We start from the raw sequence: 14,290 nt of genomic DNA on the forward strand, positions 1-14,290 counted from the left end.
CCTATAAAAAACGCCAACCAAACTTCCTCTGAAAAATTAATATTGCAGCACATTTTCTTTTTAAGCTGCAATTCAAATAATTAGTCGACCTTTGCAGCGAATTTTAAGCGATCTTTTTTGAGCTCTTTTTTTGAACTTGGACTGTCTCCTGAAGTCCTCCGCGCCCTCGACGAAATGGGCTTTGAAACCCCATCTCCCATCCAAGCGCAAGCCATCCCTGCCCTTTTAGATGATGCCCGTGATTTAATTGGATTAGCCCAAACCGGTACTGGTAAAACAGCCGCCTTTGGCTTACCCCTATTGGAACGCATTGACCCTGAGTTCCCGCACACCCAGGCATTAATCTTGGCTCCCACCCGAGAATTAGGACAGCAAATTGGAGAGCAGTTACAATCCTTCGGGAAGTATTTAGACCGAATGAATATCCTCACTGTTTACGGTGGTGCGAATATTCAAACTCAAATGAAGGCGCTGCATAAGCCTCAGCATATCCTCATTGCTACCCCCGGCCGTTTGATCGACTTGATTAAGCGCCGTGCGGTAAATCTAGAGAACCTCGAAATCTTGGTTCTGGATGAAGCAGATGAAATGCTGAATATGGGCTTTAAGGAAGCTTTGGATGAAATCCTGGCTTATACCCCTAAAGAAAAAATGACCTGGCTTTTCTCGGCTACCATGCCGAATGAAATTCGCCGCATCGTTGATACTTATATGCATCAACCTTTCGAGGTGAAAATCGATCGAAAGCAACAGGTAAACCAAAATATCGACCATCAGGTAGTTCACGTTCGTCACCACCAGAAGAACCTGGCCCTGAAGCGCTTTATTGACCTCGACCCTGAAATCAGGGCAGTGGTTTTCTGTCGTACCAAATTGGATACCCAATCCTTAGCTGAAGAGCTCATGAAAGACGGCTATGGTGCCGATGCTTTGCATGGTGACCTCAGCCAGGTGCAACGTGACCGCGTAATGAAGCGTTTCAAGAACCACGAATTACCGGTTCTGATTGCGACTGACGTAGCCGCCCGTGGTATTGACGTGAATGATCTCACCCACGTTTTCCACTTCTCTTTACCAGATGATCCATCTTACTATACCCACCGTTCGGGACGTACCGCTCGTGCAGGTAAGAAAGGAATCTCATTGGCAATGATTGGCCCTCGTGATCAAGGGAAACTGCGTCGCTTGGAAAAAGATTTAGGTATCAATTTCCGTCAGGTGCAAATTCCTGAAGTGGATGATATCGCTGACCTACGCTTAAAAACTTGGGGCGAGCAAATCCTGAATCAACCGATCAAAGGAAATATTCCTTCCGGTATGATGGCCGAGCTGCAAAACCTTTGGGGCAATCTCTCTAAAGAGGAGTTTATGGCCAAGGTAATTGCCTTCGAAGCTTCTAAATTAAACCTCCAAAATGAGGAAAGCCTGAATGTAAATCACGGTAAAGACCGCGGTGGCAATTTCAAAGGCGGAAAAAAAGGAGGCAAACGAAGCGGCAAACCTGGCGGCGGAGGCCCTTCTTTCAAGGCCAAGCGCAAACCCTTTAAGCATGGACATAATCGTCCGAATGCGAAGCGGAAGAAGAAGTAGTCAGCTGGTAGTTGGTAGCTAGTCGTTTGTCGTTTGTAGCTGGTACTATTCTTTCAAGAGAATTTAGAGGATAGACGGTAGACGATAGATTTCGTGATGCCGCCTAAATTGGATTGAGTTTTCCGAAACTGGATCAGAAACTGCATTGAAGAATTTGCAATTCGATCCTAGAGCTCCTCTACTACAAAGCCTAAGACCTTACAATGCTCCCAAAAGGCAGGATAGGACTTTGTCACTACTTCTGGATTTTCAATAGCAATAGGATGCAATAAGGCCAGCGCGGCAAAGCCCATAGCCATGCGGTGATCACCATAAGTAGCAATGCTTTGGAAACTAGCCCGAAATCCTCCTTTCAGGTGAAGAAAGTCATTCCCGACCGCACATGCTTCCCCGAATTTTTGCAATTCATTTTGTAGCGCCGCTATGCGATCTGTCTCCTTAATGCGCAAGGTTTGGAGTCCGCAGAATTGGAGCTGCTTTCCCTTTGCGGCGTAAGCCGGAATTAAACTCTGACTTAAATCCGGTGTATCCAATAAATTTAATTGAGCGGGTACTGGCAATGGCGCGGCTTTATGAATGCGAATACCGGAGCCAATAAAAGTTTGCTCCACACCTAAAGGCGCCATCAATTGAGCAACAATAGAATCGCCTTGCATACTGTACTGCCTGAATCCGGGTAAATAGATTTCGGCATCTTGGGCTAAAGCTGCCATGGCCAACCAATAAGAAGCCGCAGACCAATCTGGCTCCACTGCAATTTGCTTGGGGAGTTCCGGCTTAAACTGAGGAGGAATACGTACTTCATTGCCCAGCACAAAAACCTTAAAACCCATGCGACGCATGCAGTTAGCAGTTAGGTAGATATAGGGCATTGAAACCGGCTGCCCATCCCATCGCATTTCGAGACCCTGCTCTAAAGAAGGAGCGATCATCATTAAGGCTGAGAGGTACTGACTGGAAAGGCTGGCATCGATATGCAGCAAGCCCCCCTTTAAGTTCCGGCCCTTAATCTTTAAAGGAGGATAGCCCTCTTGATCCGGGTATTCAATTTCTGCTCCTAGTTCGCGTAAAGCTTTCACCAGAGGTGCGATTGGACGCTCCCGCATGCGCTCAGATCCATCTAAGGTCCACTCTCCTTCTTGAGCAGCCAGAAAAGCGGTGAAAAATCGCATGGCCGTACCTGCGTCGCCAGCATTAAGTTCCAACTGATTCTGATAATCGTTCAAAAGCCTTTGCAAAATCTCAGTATCTCCGCTATCCGAAAGTCCGCTTAGTGGCAAATTAGGAGCGTAAAGTGCTTTCAGTAGTAAAAAGCGATTCGACTCACTTTTTGAGCCTGGCAATTGAATTCGCCCTCGCAATTTTCCAGTAGGATGTGAAAGGCGAAGCTTAGCCATGAAAGTAATTATTATAATGCTCCAATACGGAGTCCATAGGCACTTCAATATCATAAAGAGCTGCCCCACAACTTCGAAGCAAGCTAAAGCGCAAATGGCTACCCTTATTTTTCTTATCTCCTAAGAGCATGGTCTTTAAGTCAGTCGCTTGGGGTTTGAGCACGGGAACAGGATAGAATTTTCTCAAATCACGTTGCAAAGCCTGCACTTCATTAATATCGCATTCCGCGAAAGCGGCCGAGAGCGACAGCTCCACTTGCATCCCCAGGGCCACGGCATAACCATGTGTAAGGGGCTGTCCCGCCTGTTGATACCAGGATTCCAAAGCATGCCCAATACTATGACCGAAATTTAAAATCTTACGCAATCCACCTTCATGCTTATCCTGAGCCACCACCTCGGCTTTGATAGCTACCGAATGGGCAATCAGCGCCGAATCTATTTGAGAGGTATTTGGCTTTCGCCGAATAAGCCCTCGATAATGTTCGGCATCCGCGATAAGGCCGTGTTTTAGCATTTCGGCCCATCCCGAAAGGAACTCCTCCTCAGGCAAGGTTTCGAGAAATTCAGGCAGAATACCCACCATTAAAGGTTCCGTAAACAGACCAATCCGATTTTTATAGGCTCCGAAATTAATGCCCGTTTTAGCACCAACAGAAGCATCGACCATGGCCAATAAAGAAGTGGGGAAATTGATGAAATCGATCCCACGCATATAAGTCGCAGCCGCAAAACCTCCTAAATCACTAATCACCCCGCCACCCAGATTGATCAACACACTATGGCGATCCATTTCCAAGGCTCCAAAAGCATCCCAAACCTGGGCTAATACCTCAATGGATTTGGTTTCCTCACCGGGTTCCAATTCGACAATCTCCAATTTCCCGGCCTCCAAAGTTGGAAGCTGCGACAGGAAGATTGGCAAACACAAGTCATGAGTATGAGAATCACAGAGGATAGCAATCTTAGAATAGTCCTTCTCCAGCATCAGGGATTGGAATTGCAGCAAGGCTTTTTCTTCAAAAAAGAGCCCGAATTTCTCCAGTTGATCGATCATAAAATCAAAGGTAAGCAGGCTTTGCGGAATAGTGATATGAATCGCTGGCAGGGACTTGGATTTGCAGTAAATTAGTAGGTAATTCGTCGCTGCGAAATCGAGCTCCCCTAAAGCGAATAAACAGATGCGGGATAAGCTTTTGCAAGCCTCTTAAAAATTGCGACATGTTAGACTTCAACGATACCAAAACCGCTTTTATCTTAAAGTCGGATAATCAGTTGCGAAAAGCCTATTGGCTCTTTCGATTGGTAGCTAATTCAAGTTTAGTAGGACTGGGCCGTCGTGCCAGCAACCTGGCCATTAAATTAGGTCTCCCCATCCGAACGGTAGTGAAGCAAACCGTTTACGATCAATTTGTGGGTGGTGAAACCATCGAGGAATGCCAGGCTATTATCGATAAGCTTCGGGAACACGGGGTTTCGGCCCTTTTGGATTTTGCGGTTGAGGGCAAAGAAACCGAGGCCGACTTTAACGCCACCAAAGACGAAATCGTAGAAACCATTCAATATGCCGGTGATCACCCGGGAATTCCTTTTGGGGTTTTTAAAGTTACCGGTATTGCACCCTTTGATTTATTAGAACGCCATAGTGCCGGACTACCCTTTAATGAAATTGAAGCTCGGGCTTGGGAACGCGCTAAAATGCGGATGGAGGAAATCTGCTATACCGCTAACAAATATGGTCTTCGCATTATGATTGATGCAGAAGAAAGCTGGATTCAGAAAGCCATTGATGAGATGGCCCGCGAAATGATGGAGCGCTTTAACCGCGATCGTGTGGTGGTAATCAATACCCTGCAGATGTATCGTAAAGACCGGCTGCAATTTTTAAAAGACTCCTATCATGAAGCCCGTGAAAAAGGCTATTTCTACGGTGCAAAACTGGTCCGGGGAGCCTATATGGAAAAAGAACGCGATCGCGCTGCGGACAAAAAATATCCTGATCCCATCCATGCTACCAAGGCCGATAGTGATAAAAGCTATGATGACGGGATCCGTTTCTTAATGGATCACTTGGACACCGTTTTAGTAGTTGCTGGCAGTCATAATGAAGAGAGTGCCCGTCTATTAGCGGAAAAAGTAGACGAAATGAAACTCGACCCTAAAGATGATCGAGTGTGGTTTAGCCAATTGTACGGAATGAGTGACAACCTCAGCTTTAACCTTGCCAAAGCTGGTTATAATGTAGTGAAGTACCTACCCTTTGGTCCCGTAGCTGAAACTTTGCCCTATTTGATTCGTCGCGCCGAAGAGAATTCCAGCGCCTCAGGTCAAAGTGGACGTGAGCTCAGTTTAATCAAAAAGGAGATGAAACGTCGCGGACTGGACTAAGGTCTAATTAGCCTCCATCGGCGAAACGGCCAATACGGTTGCAATGGAATCGCAGTTCTCAATGCGGAAGCTCTTCATGCGATCTTTCAAATCGAGATGATACACATTGCAGCCTTCGTCGTTAATTTCACTTTTATCGAAATCTACCCGAGCACGCTCCAGGGCATATTGTAAATCGAGAGTATCCCCTGAATTCAGCTCTGGAGCTAACTGAATTTCTTTCAATCGCAGATCGTAGAGTACGCGATCGTTAGGAAAATAATTGCATTCGATATCTCGGTCGCCAAAGATGAAAAAAACTAAAAGGCTACCCAATCCTACTCCCAGCAAATAATAGACGATTTTTCTTCCGATGCGCATACACTGTATTCAATGGCGACAAAGGTAGAAGGGCCGAACATTTTTTTTAGACCTTTACGCAAGATATCCGTAAAAAAATGATGGATCTGAAAAATTTACAGGCGGGAGACGAACATTATAAGGCTTTTGTAGGCCCGCCCTTGAAATACGATCTTTTAGGCGCCTTGCAATTTACTTTGCTTACTGCCGCTGGCTTGCGAGCCGATCATACTTTATGTGATATTGGCTGTGGCTCTCTAAGAGCCGGCAAGTTATTGATCCCCTACCTCAATACTGGGAATTACTACGGTATTGAGCCTAATCAATGGCTTATCGACGAAGCGGTAAGTCAAGAAATTGGTCAGGACCTGGTAGACCTTAAAAAGCCGAATTTCCTAAACGCTGCTAATTTCGAGATCAGCAGGTTTCAGGAGAAATTTGATTTCATTCTGGCTCAAAGCATTTTTTCCCATGCCAGCGGCTCGCAAATTCGCGCCTGCTTAAAAGAAGTTCGGCAAAGCCTTAATACCAAAGGCATTTTTGTAGCCACCTTTATTTGGGGGAAAGAAGATTATGAAGGAGAGGAATGGGTTTATCCCGGTTGCGTTTCGTATCGCCCAAATACCGTGAGAGATTGGGCTTGGCGGGAGTATGGCTTAAAGATGAAAGTTTGCGACTGGCCTCATCCTAATGGTCAAAACTGGGCGATCTTTCATTTACCTGGGCAAGAACATCGCATCGATCAAATCGCCCGTTTTAATATGGATGCCTATAAGGCTGATGTGGTAGCAATCCCCGACCAACAAAACGGTGGGGTTTTTAATATGGTGAAAGCGAAATTGAAAAGCTTAATCGAATAAAAGATCAACCTCGGCATAAGGCAGGTCAAACCACTCCCCAATTCCTTTCCGAACCAAATTTCCTTTGTAGAGGTATAAGCCCTTGCGGATATGTCTTTGCAAATGCAGGACTTCCTCAATACCCCCCGCTTCTCCAATCGATAGGAGAACTGGTGCCATAATATTGCTCAATGAAAATGAAGCCGTACGACTGACGCGCGAGGCGATATTAGGCACACAATAATGCACAATATCAAATTTGCGGAATACCGGTTGATCATGACTGGTAAGGTCACTGGTTTCAAAGCAACCACCTTGATCGATACTCACATCCACCACTACACTGCCCGCTTTCATTTTACGCACCATATCCTCTGTAACTACGCAGGGCGTTCTGCCAGTTTCGGAACGAATAGCCCCTACGGCTACATCGCAGCGCATTAAGGCCTTTTCCAAAATTTTGGGCTGAATAACACAGGTATAAATCGGGATATTATTGAGCATGGATTGCAGGCGACGCAATTTGGAAAGTGAGCGATCAAAGACCTTCACATTGGCACCTAATCCCAAGGCGGTTCGAGCGGCAAAGGTTCCTACCGTTCCAGCGCCAATAATTACTACTTCAGTGGGTGGCACACCCGAAACGCCGCCGAGCATAAAGCCTTTACCTTCATTGGCATTGCTCAGGTATTCTGCCGCGATGAGAATAGAGGTATTTCCCGCAATTTCACTCATACTGCGAACTACGGGCACAATGCCATCTTCATCTTCAATATTCTCAAAGCTCAGGGCCGTAACCCCTTTCTTCATTAAAGCTTTGAAGTACTTTTTAGTACGGGTTTTTAATTGCAGGGCCGAAATCAAAGTTTGCCCCTTCTTCATCAATTCTATTTCCTCGTCACTAGGTGGCTCCACCTTCACGATCATATCGGCCTCGAAAACCTCTTTCGCCGAAAACACAATTTTAGCCCCCGCTTCTGAGAAATCCTGATCTGAATAATGAGCATTTAAACCGGCATTGGTTTCCACGATTACCTCATGGCCATGCTCAACCAAAAGATTTACCGCATCGGGGGTAAGGGGAATTCGTTTTTCCTGCAAACAGGTTTCGGCAGGAATCCCGATTTGCAAATGCTGACGGGATTTTTGCACTTCCAAAACCTCCTCCTGAGGCATTAATTCGGAAGAGGAAAAGCTTAAAAATTCGGGCTTACTCATGGTGGTGACTTAAGCGGATAATGCGGCTTTCGGCCGAAGTAACTTCGATTTCAATCAAGGCAAAATCTGGGGGTATTAAGGTACTAATTTTTTCAGGCCACTCCATAAAGAGATAATCCCCGCGTTCGAGGTAATCTTCCCAACCCATATCCCAGGCTTCGGATTCATCTTCGAGACGATACCAATCAAAGTGAAAGATTTGCTCTCCCTTTGCTCCCTGGTATTCATTAACCAATGAAAAGGTGGGACTATTAACCTCATCCAGCACCCCAAGTTGCTTGCACAACTCCTTGATTAAAGTTGTTTTACCCGCTCCCAAGTCGCCTTTAAAGAGCACTAGTGGTTCCTCCAGATTCTTAAGAATAGTACGAGCTACTTCAGGTAAATCCGCCTGTTTAAAGCCCTCATGATTCCAATCGGCCATAAAAGCAAAGGTAATTTCTTGCTCTCATTTCCAATCCGCCAACAAAACAGATTTTACTTAGGCTGAAGATTGACAAATGGAATGATCATCTCCTCCAAGCTTACCCCTCCATGTTGATAGGTATTGCGATAATACTTCACATAGTGATTGAAGTTATTGGGGTAGGCAAAAAACAAATCTTCCTTAGCAAAGATGTAAGCGCTATTGATATTTTGCTTGGGCAGATGCACTGCTTCGGGATCCTTGATTTCCAAAACATCTTTCCCCTGATAACTCATACCGCGACCGCTCTTGTAACGCAAATTGGTATTGAGGCTGCGATCGCCCACCACCTTAGTGGGATCCACCACATTTATGGTTCCATGATCGGTAGTTAACAACACCGGAATTTTCTTCTCACTTAACTGACGCAGCATATCCAGAAGAGGTGAGTTTCGGAACCAGCTCAAGGTTAAAGAACGGTAGGCTTTATCATTATCTGCTAATTCGCGAATCACTTTCATATCGGTTTTAGCGTGGCTCAGCATATCCACAAAATTGTAGACAATAACATTCACCTCATTTTTCAAGAGATTATTGAGATTCTCCGAAAGCTTCTTACCGTAATTATGATTGGTTACTTTTTCATACCCCATACTGCGGCTACCAAAGCCTAAGCGCTTGAGATTATCTGCAAAAAAGTCGGCTTCGTAATTATTCTTACCCTCATCGTCCTCATTATCTTCTACCCATTTATCGGGGAAGCGTTTCTTGATCTCGGCTGGCATTAATCCCGCAAACAGCGAATTTCGAGCAAACTGAGTGGCGGAAGGTAAAATGCTCCAATAGGTGCGATCCTCCTCTACACTAAAGTACTTTTCAATTTCAGGCTGAATCACCTTCCATTGATCATAGCGAAGGTTATCAATCACCACCAGAAAAAAGGGCTGATCCTTGTCCAAACTAGGACGCACCCAGTTTTGCACCAGGGTATGACTCATAATAGGCGCATCTTCCGGATAGGCAAACCAATCTTCGTAGTTATTCTGTACAAAGCGGAAAAATTGAGCATTGGCCTCACTCTTTTGAGAACGTAAAATTTCATTCAGGCTCTCATCCTCAAGTTTATCTAATTCCAATTCCCAATAAGTTAAGCGCTTAAAAAGCTGTTCCCAACCTTCAATGTCGCGCACCATCGCCAGGTCCATCGCCAATTGGCGAAACTCCTGCTGGTAATTGCTGGTGGTTTTCTCATTCACCAAACGACGGTTCTCCAAATGCTTTTTAAGCGTCAGCAATATTTGATTGGGATTTACCGGCTTGATCAAGTAATCGCTGATCTGCGAACCAATCGCATCTTCCATAATGCTCTCCTCCTCGCTCTTGGTGATCATCACTACCGGAAGAGTTGAGAACTTTTCTTTGATATGTTGCAGTGTTTCCAGGCCATCCATGCCTGGCATATTCTCATCCAGGAAGACCATTTGGTAGCGTTTTTCCTGCACCATATCCAGTGCATCGGAGCCATTATTGGCTGTGTCTACCTGGTAACCTTTGGCTTCCAGAAATAATATGTGAGGTTTCAGAAGATCTATCTCGTCATCAACCCAAAGGATTTGAATATTGTCCATATTTTCGTTTTCGAATTTACCCTGCCCAACAAGTATACAATTTTGAGGCGTACCAATAAGCTTAAGATACTTAACGATCCGATTTACGGCTTCATTACGATTCCCAGCCCCTTTATTTTTGATTTGCTGGAACACCCTTATTTCCAACGATTAAGGAGAATCACTCAATTGGGATTAACCTATTTGGTTTATCCCGGAGCCTACCACACCCGCTTTCATCATGCGCTTGGCGCGATGCATTTAATGCGGAAAGCCGTTCATCTCCTTCGCGAGAAAGGCCACGAAATTACGCCAGCAGAAGAAGAAGGCGTCTACATTGCGATACTTTTACACGATATTGGTCATGGCCCCTTCTCTCATGCCCTCGAAAACTCCATCGTACCGGGCATCGATCACGAAGCGCTTTCCCTGGCCTTTATGGAAGAACTCAATTTAGAGTTCGAAGGTAAATTGCAATTGGGTATCGACATCTTTATGGATCGCTACCCTAAACAATTCCTTCATCAATTAATTAGCTCTCAGCTGGATATGGATCGCCTCGACTATTTACGTCGGGATTGTTTCTACACCGGTGTTACCGAAGGGAAGATTAATTCGGAGCGATTGATCACCATGCTCAATGTGGCCGATGACCAGATTGTAGTCGACTCCAAAGGCATATACAGCGTAGAAAAATTTATTGTGGCCCGCCGCTTAATGTATTGGCAGGTCTATTTACATAAAACGGTATTAGGAGCCGAGTACCTCTTAATTCAAATCCTGAAAAGGGCCCGAATGATCTATACAGACACCATGCCTATGCCATCGGTACTAAGACCCTTTTTAAGCGGAGCTTTACCGGAGGGCAGAAAGGCTCTGGTCGCACAATATGCGGAATTGGATGACAATGATATAATGGCGGCCATCAAAGAGTGGCGAAAGAGTGAAGACACCACCTTGGCCATGCTTTGCAGCCGACTCCTCGATCGTAATTTATTGGGTGTACGTATGCAAGATCATCCCTGGACGGATGAAGAGATGCTGGAACTTCGCCAAGCCGCTACCGAGAAATACAACATCAGTGAAAAAGATGCTCGTTACCTGATCTTTCAGCAGGAAATAAGTAACAATGCCTACAACCCGGAAAAAGATCGTATTAATTTACTGTATAAGGATGGCAGTCTGGTAGATATTACTGAAGCAGCAGATCAGCTCAATATCAGCGCTTTGGCAAAACCAGTAGTAAAATATTTCCTATTTAGCCCCAAATCCTTACTCAGCTCTTAAGAGCCTTTATTTGTACTTTTGGGCCAATGGAATTCAGCGCGCAACAAATTGCCGACATGCTGCAGGGTAAAGTAGACGGCAACCCCGAGGTTAAAGTCCACAATCTCAGCAAGATCGAAGAAGGAAAACCCGGCACACTAAGCTTTTTAGCCAATCCGCAATATACCCCCTACATCTACGAAACTCAGGCATCAATTGTTATTGTATCGGAAGATTTTAAGCCCGAAAATGCAATTAGTTCCACCCTCATTCGGGTAAAAGATGCCTATGGTGCCTTTGCCCAATTATTGGAAGCTTATAGTAGTCTGCAGAATACGGAAACCGGAATTGAACCCAGTGCCATCATCGCAGATTCTGCCGAAATTGCTGAAGATGTGTATATCGGTCCGGGATGCCAAATTGCTGCCGGTGTAAAGATTGATAAAGGATCCAAAATTTACGGCAATAGTGTTATTGGCCCGAACAGCAGCATTGGAGAAAACTGCATAATTCAAAGTGGAGTCCATATTTACCGCGATAGCCAAATTGGCAATCAGGTGAGCATCCACAGTGGTGTAATCATCGGAGCAGATGGTTTTGGCTTTGCGCCGAAAGGATCTGAATATTCCAAAGTACCTCAAATCGGAAATGTGCGCATTGAAGATGGGGTAGAAATTGGTGCCAATACCACTATTGATCGCGCAACCTTGGGCTCTACTATTATTCGAAAGGGCGTAAAACTCGACAATCTGATACAAATCGGACATAATGTAGAAATCGGTGAAAACACCGTTATTGCTGCACAAGCGGGAGTAGCAGGCTCAACTAAGATCGGAGCCAATTGTATGATTGGAGGTCAGGTTGGAATATCAGGTCACCTTAAAATTGGCGACCGAGTAAAGATTGCCGCTCAAAGCGGAATCATGAATAATATTGAAGATGATAGCGTAATCATGGGCAGTCCTGCCTTCGGGATTTCAGATTACCGCAAGTCCTATGTATATTTCCGCAAATTGCCCAAATTAATTAGCGAGCTCCAAAAAAGCATCAAAGGTTCATGAGCAAGCCACAAAACACCTTAAGTCAGAGTGTTAAAATCTCTGGCTTTGGCCTCCATACCGGAGCCGAAGTAAGCTTACATTTTCATCCGGCAGAAGCCGATTACGGAATAGTATTTAAACGTGTAGACCTGGATGGAGCCCCCGAGGTTCCTGCCCTAGCAAGCTTTGTAACTCATACCGAACGAGGCACCACCCTCGAAAAAGGAGCGGCAGCTGTAAGCACCGTAGAACATGTACTGGCTGCGCTAACTGGATTGGATATCGACAATTGTTTGATTGAAGTCGATGGACCGGAAATGCCCATTATGGATGGCAGTAGCCTTCCCTTTGTAAGTGTCTTGGAAGAGGCTGGGGCTCAGGCTCAGGATAAGGCTAAACAGTATTTCGAAATCAAAGAAAGCATTCGCTTTTACGATGCGGAAGAAGATGTAGAGCTCATTGCAGTTCCTGCTGATGAATACCAGGTTTCGGTAATGGTTGATTATGGCACCAAAGTATTAGGCAGTCAAAGTGCTCAATTAAAGAGCATGAATGATTTCAAATCAGAAATTGCTCCTTGCCGTACCTTCAGCTTTTTACACGAATTGGAACTGCTACTCGACCACGGATTAATTCGTGGCGGGGATTTAAACAATGCCATCGTTTATGTGGATCAGGAGCTTTCACCTGAGAAATTAGAAAAACTAAAAAAGGCATTCAAAAAAGATCAGGTATCTGTAAAACCCAATGGTATTCTGGATAACCTGGATTTACACTTCACAAATGAAGCCGCCCGTCACAAATTATTGGACGTAATTGGCGACCTTCGTTTAGTGGGTGCTCCTATTAAAGGAAAAATTATTGCTTCAAAACCTGGCCACAAAGCCAATACTACTTTCGCAAAATTGTTAGCCAAAGCCATGAAAGAACAAATGCAACGCGCCGATATTCCGGCTTATGACCCTGACCAAAAACCGGTTCACAACGTAACCGAAATTCAGCATATCCTCCCACATCGCCCCCCATTCTTATTAGTAGATAAAGTAATGGAGCTTAGTGAAGATCATGTGGTAGCGGTTAAAAGCGTAACCATGAACGAGCCTTTTTTCGAAGGGCATTTCCCCGGAGCACCGGTTATGCCTGGCGTCTTGCAAGTAGAAGCCATGGCTCAAGCTGGTGGAATATTAGCTTTAAGCACAGTTCCAGACCCCGAAAACTATCTCACCTATTTTTTAAAGATCGATAATGTGCGTTTCAAGAAACAAGTAGTTCCTGGAGACACCTTGATCTTTAAATTGGTGATGACTGAACCGATCCGCCGCGGCATCGTAAAGATGACCGGAAAAGCCTATGTAGGTACTTCCTTAGTGTGTGAAGCCGAAATGATGGCGCAGATCGTTAAAGAAAAGAACAAATAATGAATCAACCTCTCGCCTACGTCCATCCCAGTGCTAAGATTGCCCCAACGGTGGTGATCGAACCCTTCACCACGATCCATAAAAATGTGGTGATTGAAGAAGGCACCTGGATTGGGTCCAATGTAACTATCATGGAAGGTGCCCGCATCGGTAAGAATTGCCGAATTTTCCCGGGTGCTGTAATTTCTGCCATCCCTCAGGATTTAAAATTCGAAGGAGAAGACAGTACGGTAGAAATCGGAAATAATGTAACCATCCGCGAATTTGTAACCATCAACCGAGGCACCAAAGCTCTGGGCAAAACCGTAATTGGCGATAATAGCCTCATTATGGCTACTGCTCACGTTGCCCACGACTGTGTAATTGGCAAAAACTGCATCGTTGTGAACGGGGTACTCCTGGCGGGTCATGTTGAAGTAGATGATTGGGCCATTATTGGCGGACTCTGTGCCGTGCAGCAATTCGCGAAAATTGGCACCCATGCTTTTGTTGGGGGTGGATCTTTAGTACGTAAAGACGTTCCTCCTTTTGTAAAGGCTGCTAAAGAACCTATCTCTTATGCCGGTATTAACTCTATTGGCTTGCGCCGAAGGGGTTATACCAATGAGCAGATCAATGAAGTGCAAAACATTTACCGAATTCTTTTCCAGAAGAATTACAATGTAAGTCAGGCTTTGTCCATCATTGAGGCAGACTTTGAGGCTACTCAGGATCGTGATGAGATTCTCACCTTTATCCGGAATTCACAAACCGGTATTATGAAAGGTTTCCGCCTCGAATAA

General features: G+C 45.1%; 13 protein-coding genes. 7 read left to right on the top strand and 6 right to left on the bottom strand.

Annotated elements, in window-relative coordinates; all coding sequences use genetic code 11:
• Positions 1–117 precede the first annotated feature (117 nt).
• Positions 118–1,590, top strand: a complete 1,473-nt coding sequence (locus tag ACO05P_RS09735; RefSeq protein ID WP_421750477.1) for a DEAD/DEAH box helicase — start codon at positions 118–120, stop codon at positions 1,588–1,590.
• A gap of 167 nt (positions 1,591–1,757) precedes the next feature.
• On the opposite strand, the gene ACO05P_RS09740 is transcribed toward ACO05P_RS09735, so the two are convergent.
• Together ACO05P_RS09740 and aroB are read right to left on the bottom strand one after the other, a co-directional pair.
• Positions 1,758–2,987, bottom strand: a complete 1,230-nt coding sequence (locus ACO05P_RS09740) for a 3-phosphoshikimate 1-carboxyvinyltransferase (RefSeq protein ID WP_421750478.1) — start codon at positions 2,985–2,987, stop codon at positions 1,758–1,760.
• Complete coding sequence (aroB, locus tag ACO05P_RS09745; RefSeq protein WP_421750479.1) at positions 2,980–4,044, bottom strand: 3-dehydroquinate synthase; 1,065 nt, start codon at positions 4,042–4,044, stop codon at positions 2,980–2,982. Before aroB ends, ACO05P_RS09740 begins: the two co-directional genes overlap by 8 nt.
• A gap of 164 nt (positions 4,045–4,208) precedes the next feature.
• Here aroB and ACO05P_RS09750 point away from each other — a divergent pair, with 164 nt between their 5' ends.
• Positions 4,209–5,375 (top strand): proline dehydrogenase family protein, encoded by a 1,167-nt coding sequence (locus ACO05P_RS09750; RefSeq protein WP_421750481.1) that lies wholly within the window; start codon positions 4,209–4,211, stop codon positions 5,373–5,375.
• Positions 5,376–5,378: 3 nt separating this feature from the next.
• Here the strand turns inward: ACO05P_RS09750 and ACO05P_RS09755 are convergent, their stop codons facing one another.
• Positions 5,379–5,735 carry a hypothetical protein gene (locus ACO05P_RS09755; protein WP_421750483.1) on the bottom strand — a complete coding sequence of 119 codons (357 nt, stop codon included), beginning with the start codon at positions 5,733–5,735 and terminating at the stop codon, positions 5,379–5,381.
• Between the two features lie 77 nt (positions 5,736–5,812).
• Here ACO05P_RS09755 and ACO05P_RS09760 point away from each other — a divergent pair, with 77 nt between their 5' ends.
• On the top strand, positions 5,813–6,574 hold the full coding sequence (locus ACO05P_RS09760) for a methyltransferase (RefSeq protein ID WP_421750485.1): 762 nt from the start codon (positions 5,813–5,815) through the stop codon (positions 6,572–6,574).
• On the opposite strand, the gene ACO05P_RS09765 is transcribed toward ACO05P_RS09760, so the two are convergent.
• The 3 genes from ACO05P_RS09765 to ACO05P_RS09775 are packed head-to-tail and all read right to left on the bottom strand — an operon-like array spanning position 6,563 to position 9,805.
• Entirely contained in the window at positions 6,563–7,771 is a 1,209-nt protein-coding gene (locus ACO05P_RS09765; RefSeq protein ID WP_421750486.1) for an alanine dehydrogenase, read from the bottom strand. The genes ACO05P_RS09760 and ACO05P_RS09765 overlap by 12 nt on opposite strands.
• Positions 7,764–8,195 carry a tRNA (adenosine(37)-N6)-threonylcarbamoyltransferase complex ATPase subunit type 1 TsaE gene (gene tsaE, locus ACO05P_RS09770; protein ID WP_421750487.1) on the bottom strand — a complete coding sequence of 144 codons (432 nt, stop codon included), beginning with the start codon at positions 8,193–8,195 and terminating at the stop codon, positions 7,764–7,766. The genes ACO05P_RS09765 and tsaE overlap by 8 nt, the downstream gene beginning before the upstream one ends.
• A gap of 53 nt (positions 8,196–8,248) precedes the next feature.
• Positions 8,249–9,805, bottom strand: a complete 1,557-nt coding sequence (locus ACO05P_RS09775; protein WP_421750488.1) for a response regulator — start codon at positions 9,803–9,805, stop codon at positions 8,249–8,251.
• Between the two features lie 42 nt (positions 9,806–9,847).
• Between ACO05P_RS09775 and ACO05P_RS09780 the strand changes: the two genes are divergently transcribed.
• The 4 genes from ACO05P_RS09780 to lpxA are packed head-to-tail and all read left to right on the top strand — an operon-like array spanning position 9,848 to position 14,290.
• Positions 9,848–11,071: an HD domain-containing protein gene (locus ACO05P_RS09780; protein ID WP_421750489.1), complete on the top strand. Its 1,224-nt coding sequence runs from the start codon at positions 9,848–9,850 to the stop codon at positions 11,069–11,071.
• Positions 11,072–11,097: 26 nt separating this feature from the next.
• The gene (gene lpxD / locus ACO05P_RS09785) at positions 11,098–12,111 is read left to right on the top strand and encodes a UDP-3-O-(3-hydroxymyristoyl)glucosamine N-acyltransferase (protein ID WP_421750490.1); all 1,014 of its coding nucleotides are present in this window, start codon (positions 11,098–11,100) and stop codon (positions 12,109–12,111) included.
• Positions 12,108–13,508, top strand: coding sequence for a bifunctional UDP-3-O-[3-hydroxymyristoyl] N-acetylglucosamine deacetylase/3-hydroxyacyl-ACP dehydratase (locus ACO05P_RS09790; protein WP_421750492.1), 1,401 nt, complete (start codon positions 12,108–12,110; stop codon positions 13,506–13,508). Before lpxD ends, ACO05P_RS09790 begins: the two co-directional genes overlap by 4 nt.
• On the top strand, positions 13,508–14,290 hold the full coding sequence (gene lpxA / locus ACO05P_RS09795; RefSeq protein ID WP_210759857.1) for an acyl-ACP--UDP-N-acetylglucosamine O-acyltransferase: 783 nt from the start codon (positions 13,508–13,510) through the stop codon (positions 14,288–14,290). The genes ACO05P_RS09790 and lpxA overlap by 1 nt, the downstream gene beginning before the upstream one ends.

Source organism: Croceimicrobium sp. (assembly GCF_965228705.1).
GTDB lineage: Bacteria > Bacteroidota > Bacteroidia > Flavobacteriales > Schleiferiaceae > Croceimicrobium.

What these genes read in the sequence shown, in the direction of transcription:
- ACO05P_RS09740 (WP_421750478.1), bottom strand. Translation starts at nt 2,987, where the DNA reads ATGGCTAAGCTTCGCCTTTCACATCCTACTGGAAAATTGCGAGGGCGA.
- aroB (WP_421750479.1), bottom strand. Translation starts at nt 4,044, where the DNA reads ATGATCGATCAACTGGAGAAATTCGGGCTCTTTTTTGAAGAAAAAGCC.
- ACO05P_RS09750 (WP_421750481.1), top strand. Translation starts at nt 4,209, where the DNA reads ATGTTAGACTTCAACGATACCAAAACCGCTTTTATCTTAAAGTCGGAT.
- ACO05P_RS09755 (WP_421750483.1), bottom strand. Translation starts at nt 5,735, where the DNA reads ATGCGCATCGGAAGAAAAATCGTCTATTATTTGCTGGGAGTAGGATTG.
- ACO05P_RS09760 (WP_421750485.1), top strand. Translation starts at nt 5,813, where the DNA reads ATGATGGATCTGAAAAATTTACAGGCGGGAGACGAACATTATAAGGCT.
- ACO05P_RS09765 (WP_421750486.1), bottom strand. Translation starts at nt 7,771, where the DNA reads ATGAGTAAGCCCGAATTTTTAAGCTTTTCCTCTTCCGAATTAATGCCT.
- tsaE (WP_421750487.1), bottom strand. Translation starts at nt 8,195, where the DNA reads ATGGCCGATTGGAATCATGAGGGCTTTAAACAGGCGGATTTACCTGAA.
- ACO05P_RS09775 (WP_421750488.1), bottom strand. Translation starts at nt 9,805, where the DNA reads ATGGACAATATTCAAATCCTTTGGGTTGATGACGAGATAGATCTTCTG.
- lpxD (WP_421750490.1), top strand. Translation starts at nt 11,098, where the DNA reads ATGGAATTCAGCGCGCAACAAATTGCCGACATGCTGCAGGGTAAAGTA.
- ACO05P_RS09790 (WP_421750492.1), top strand. Translation starts at nt 12,108, where the DNA reads ATGAGCAAGCCACAAAACACCTTAAGTCAGAGTGTTAAAATCTCTGGC.
- lpxA (WP_210759857.1), top strand. Translation starts at nt 13,508, where the DNA reads ATGAATCAACCTCTCGCCTACGTCCATCCCAGTGCTAAGATTGCCCCA.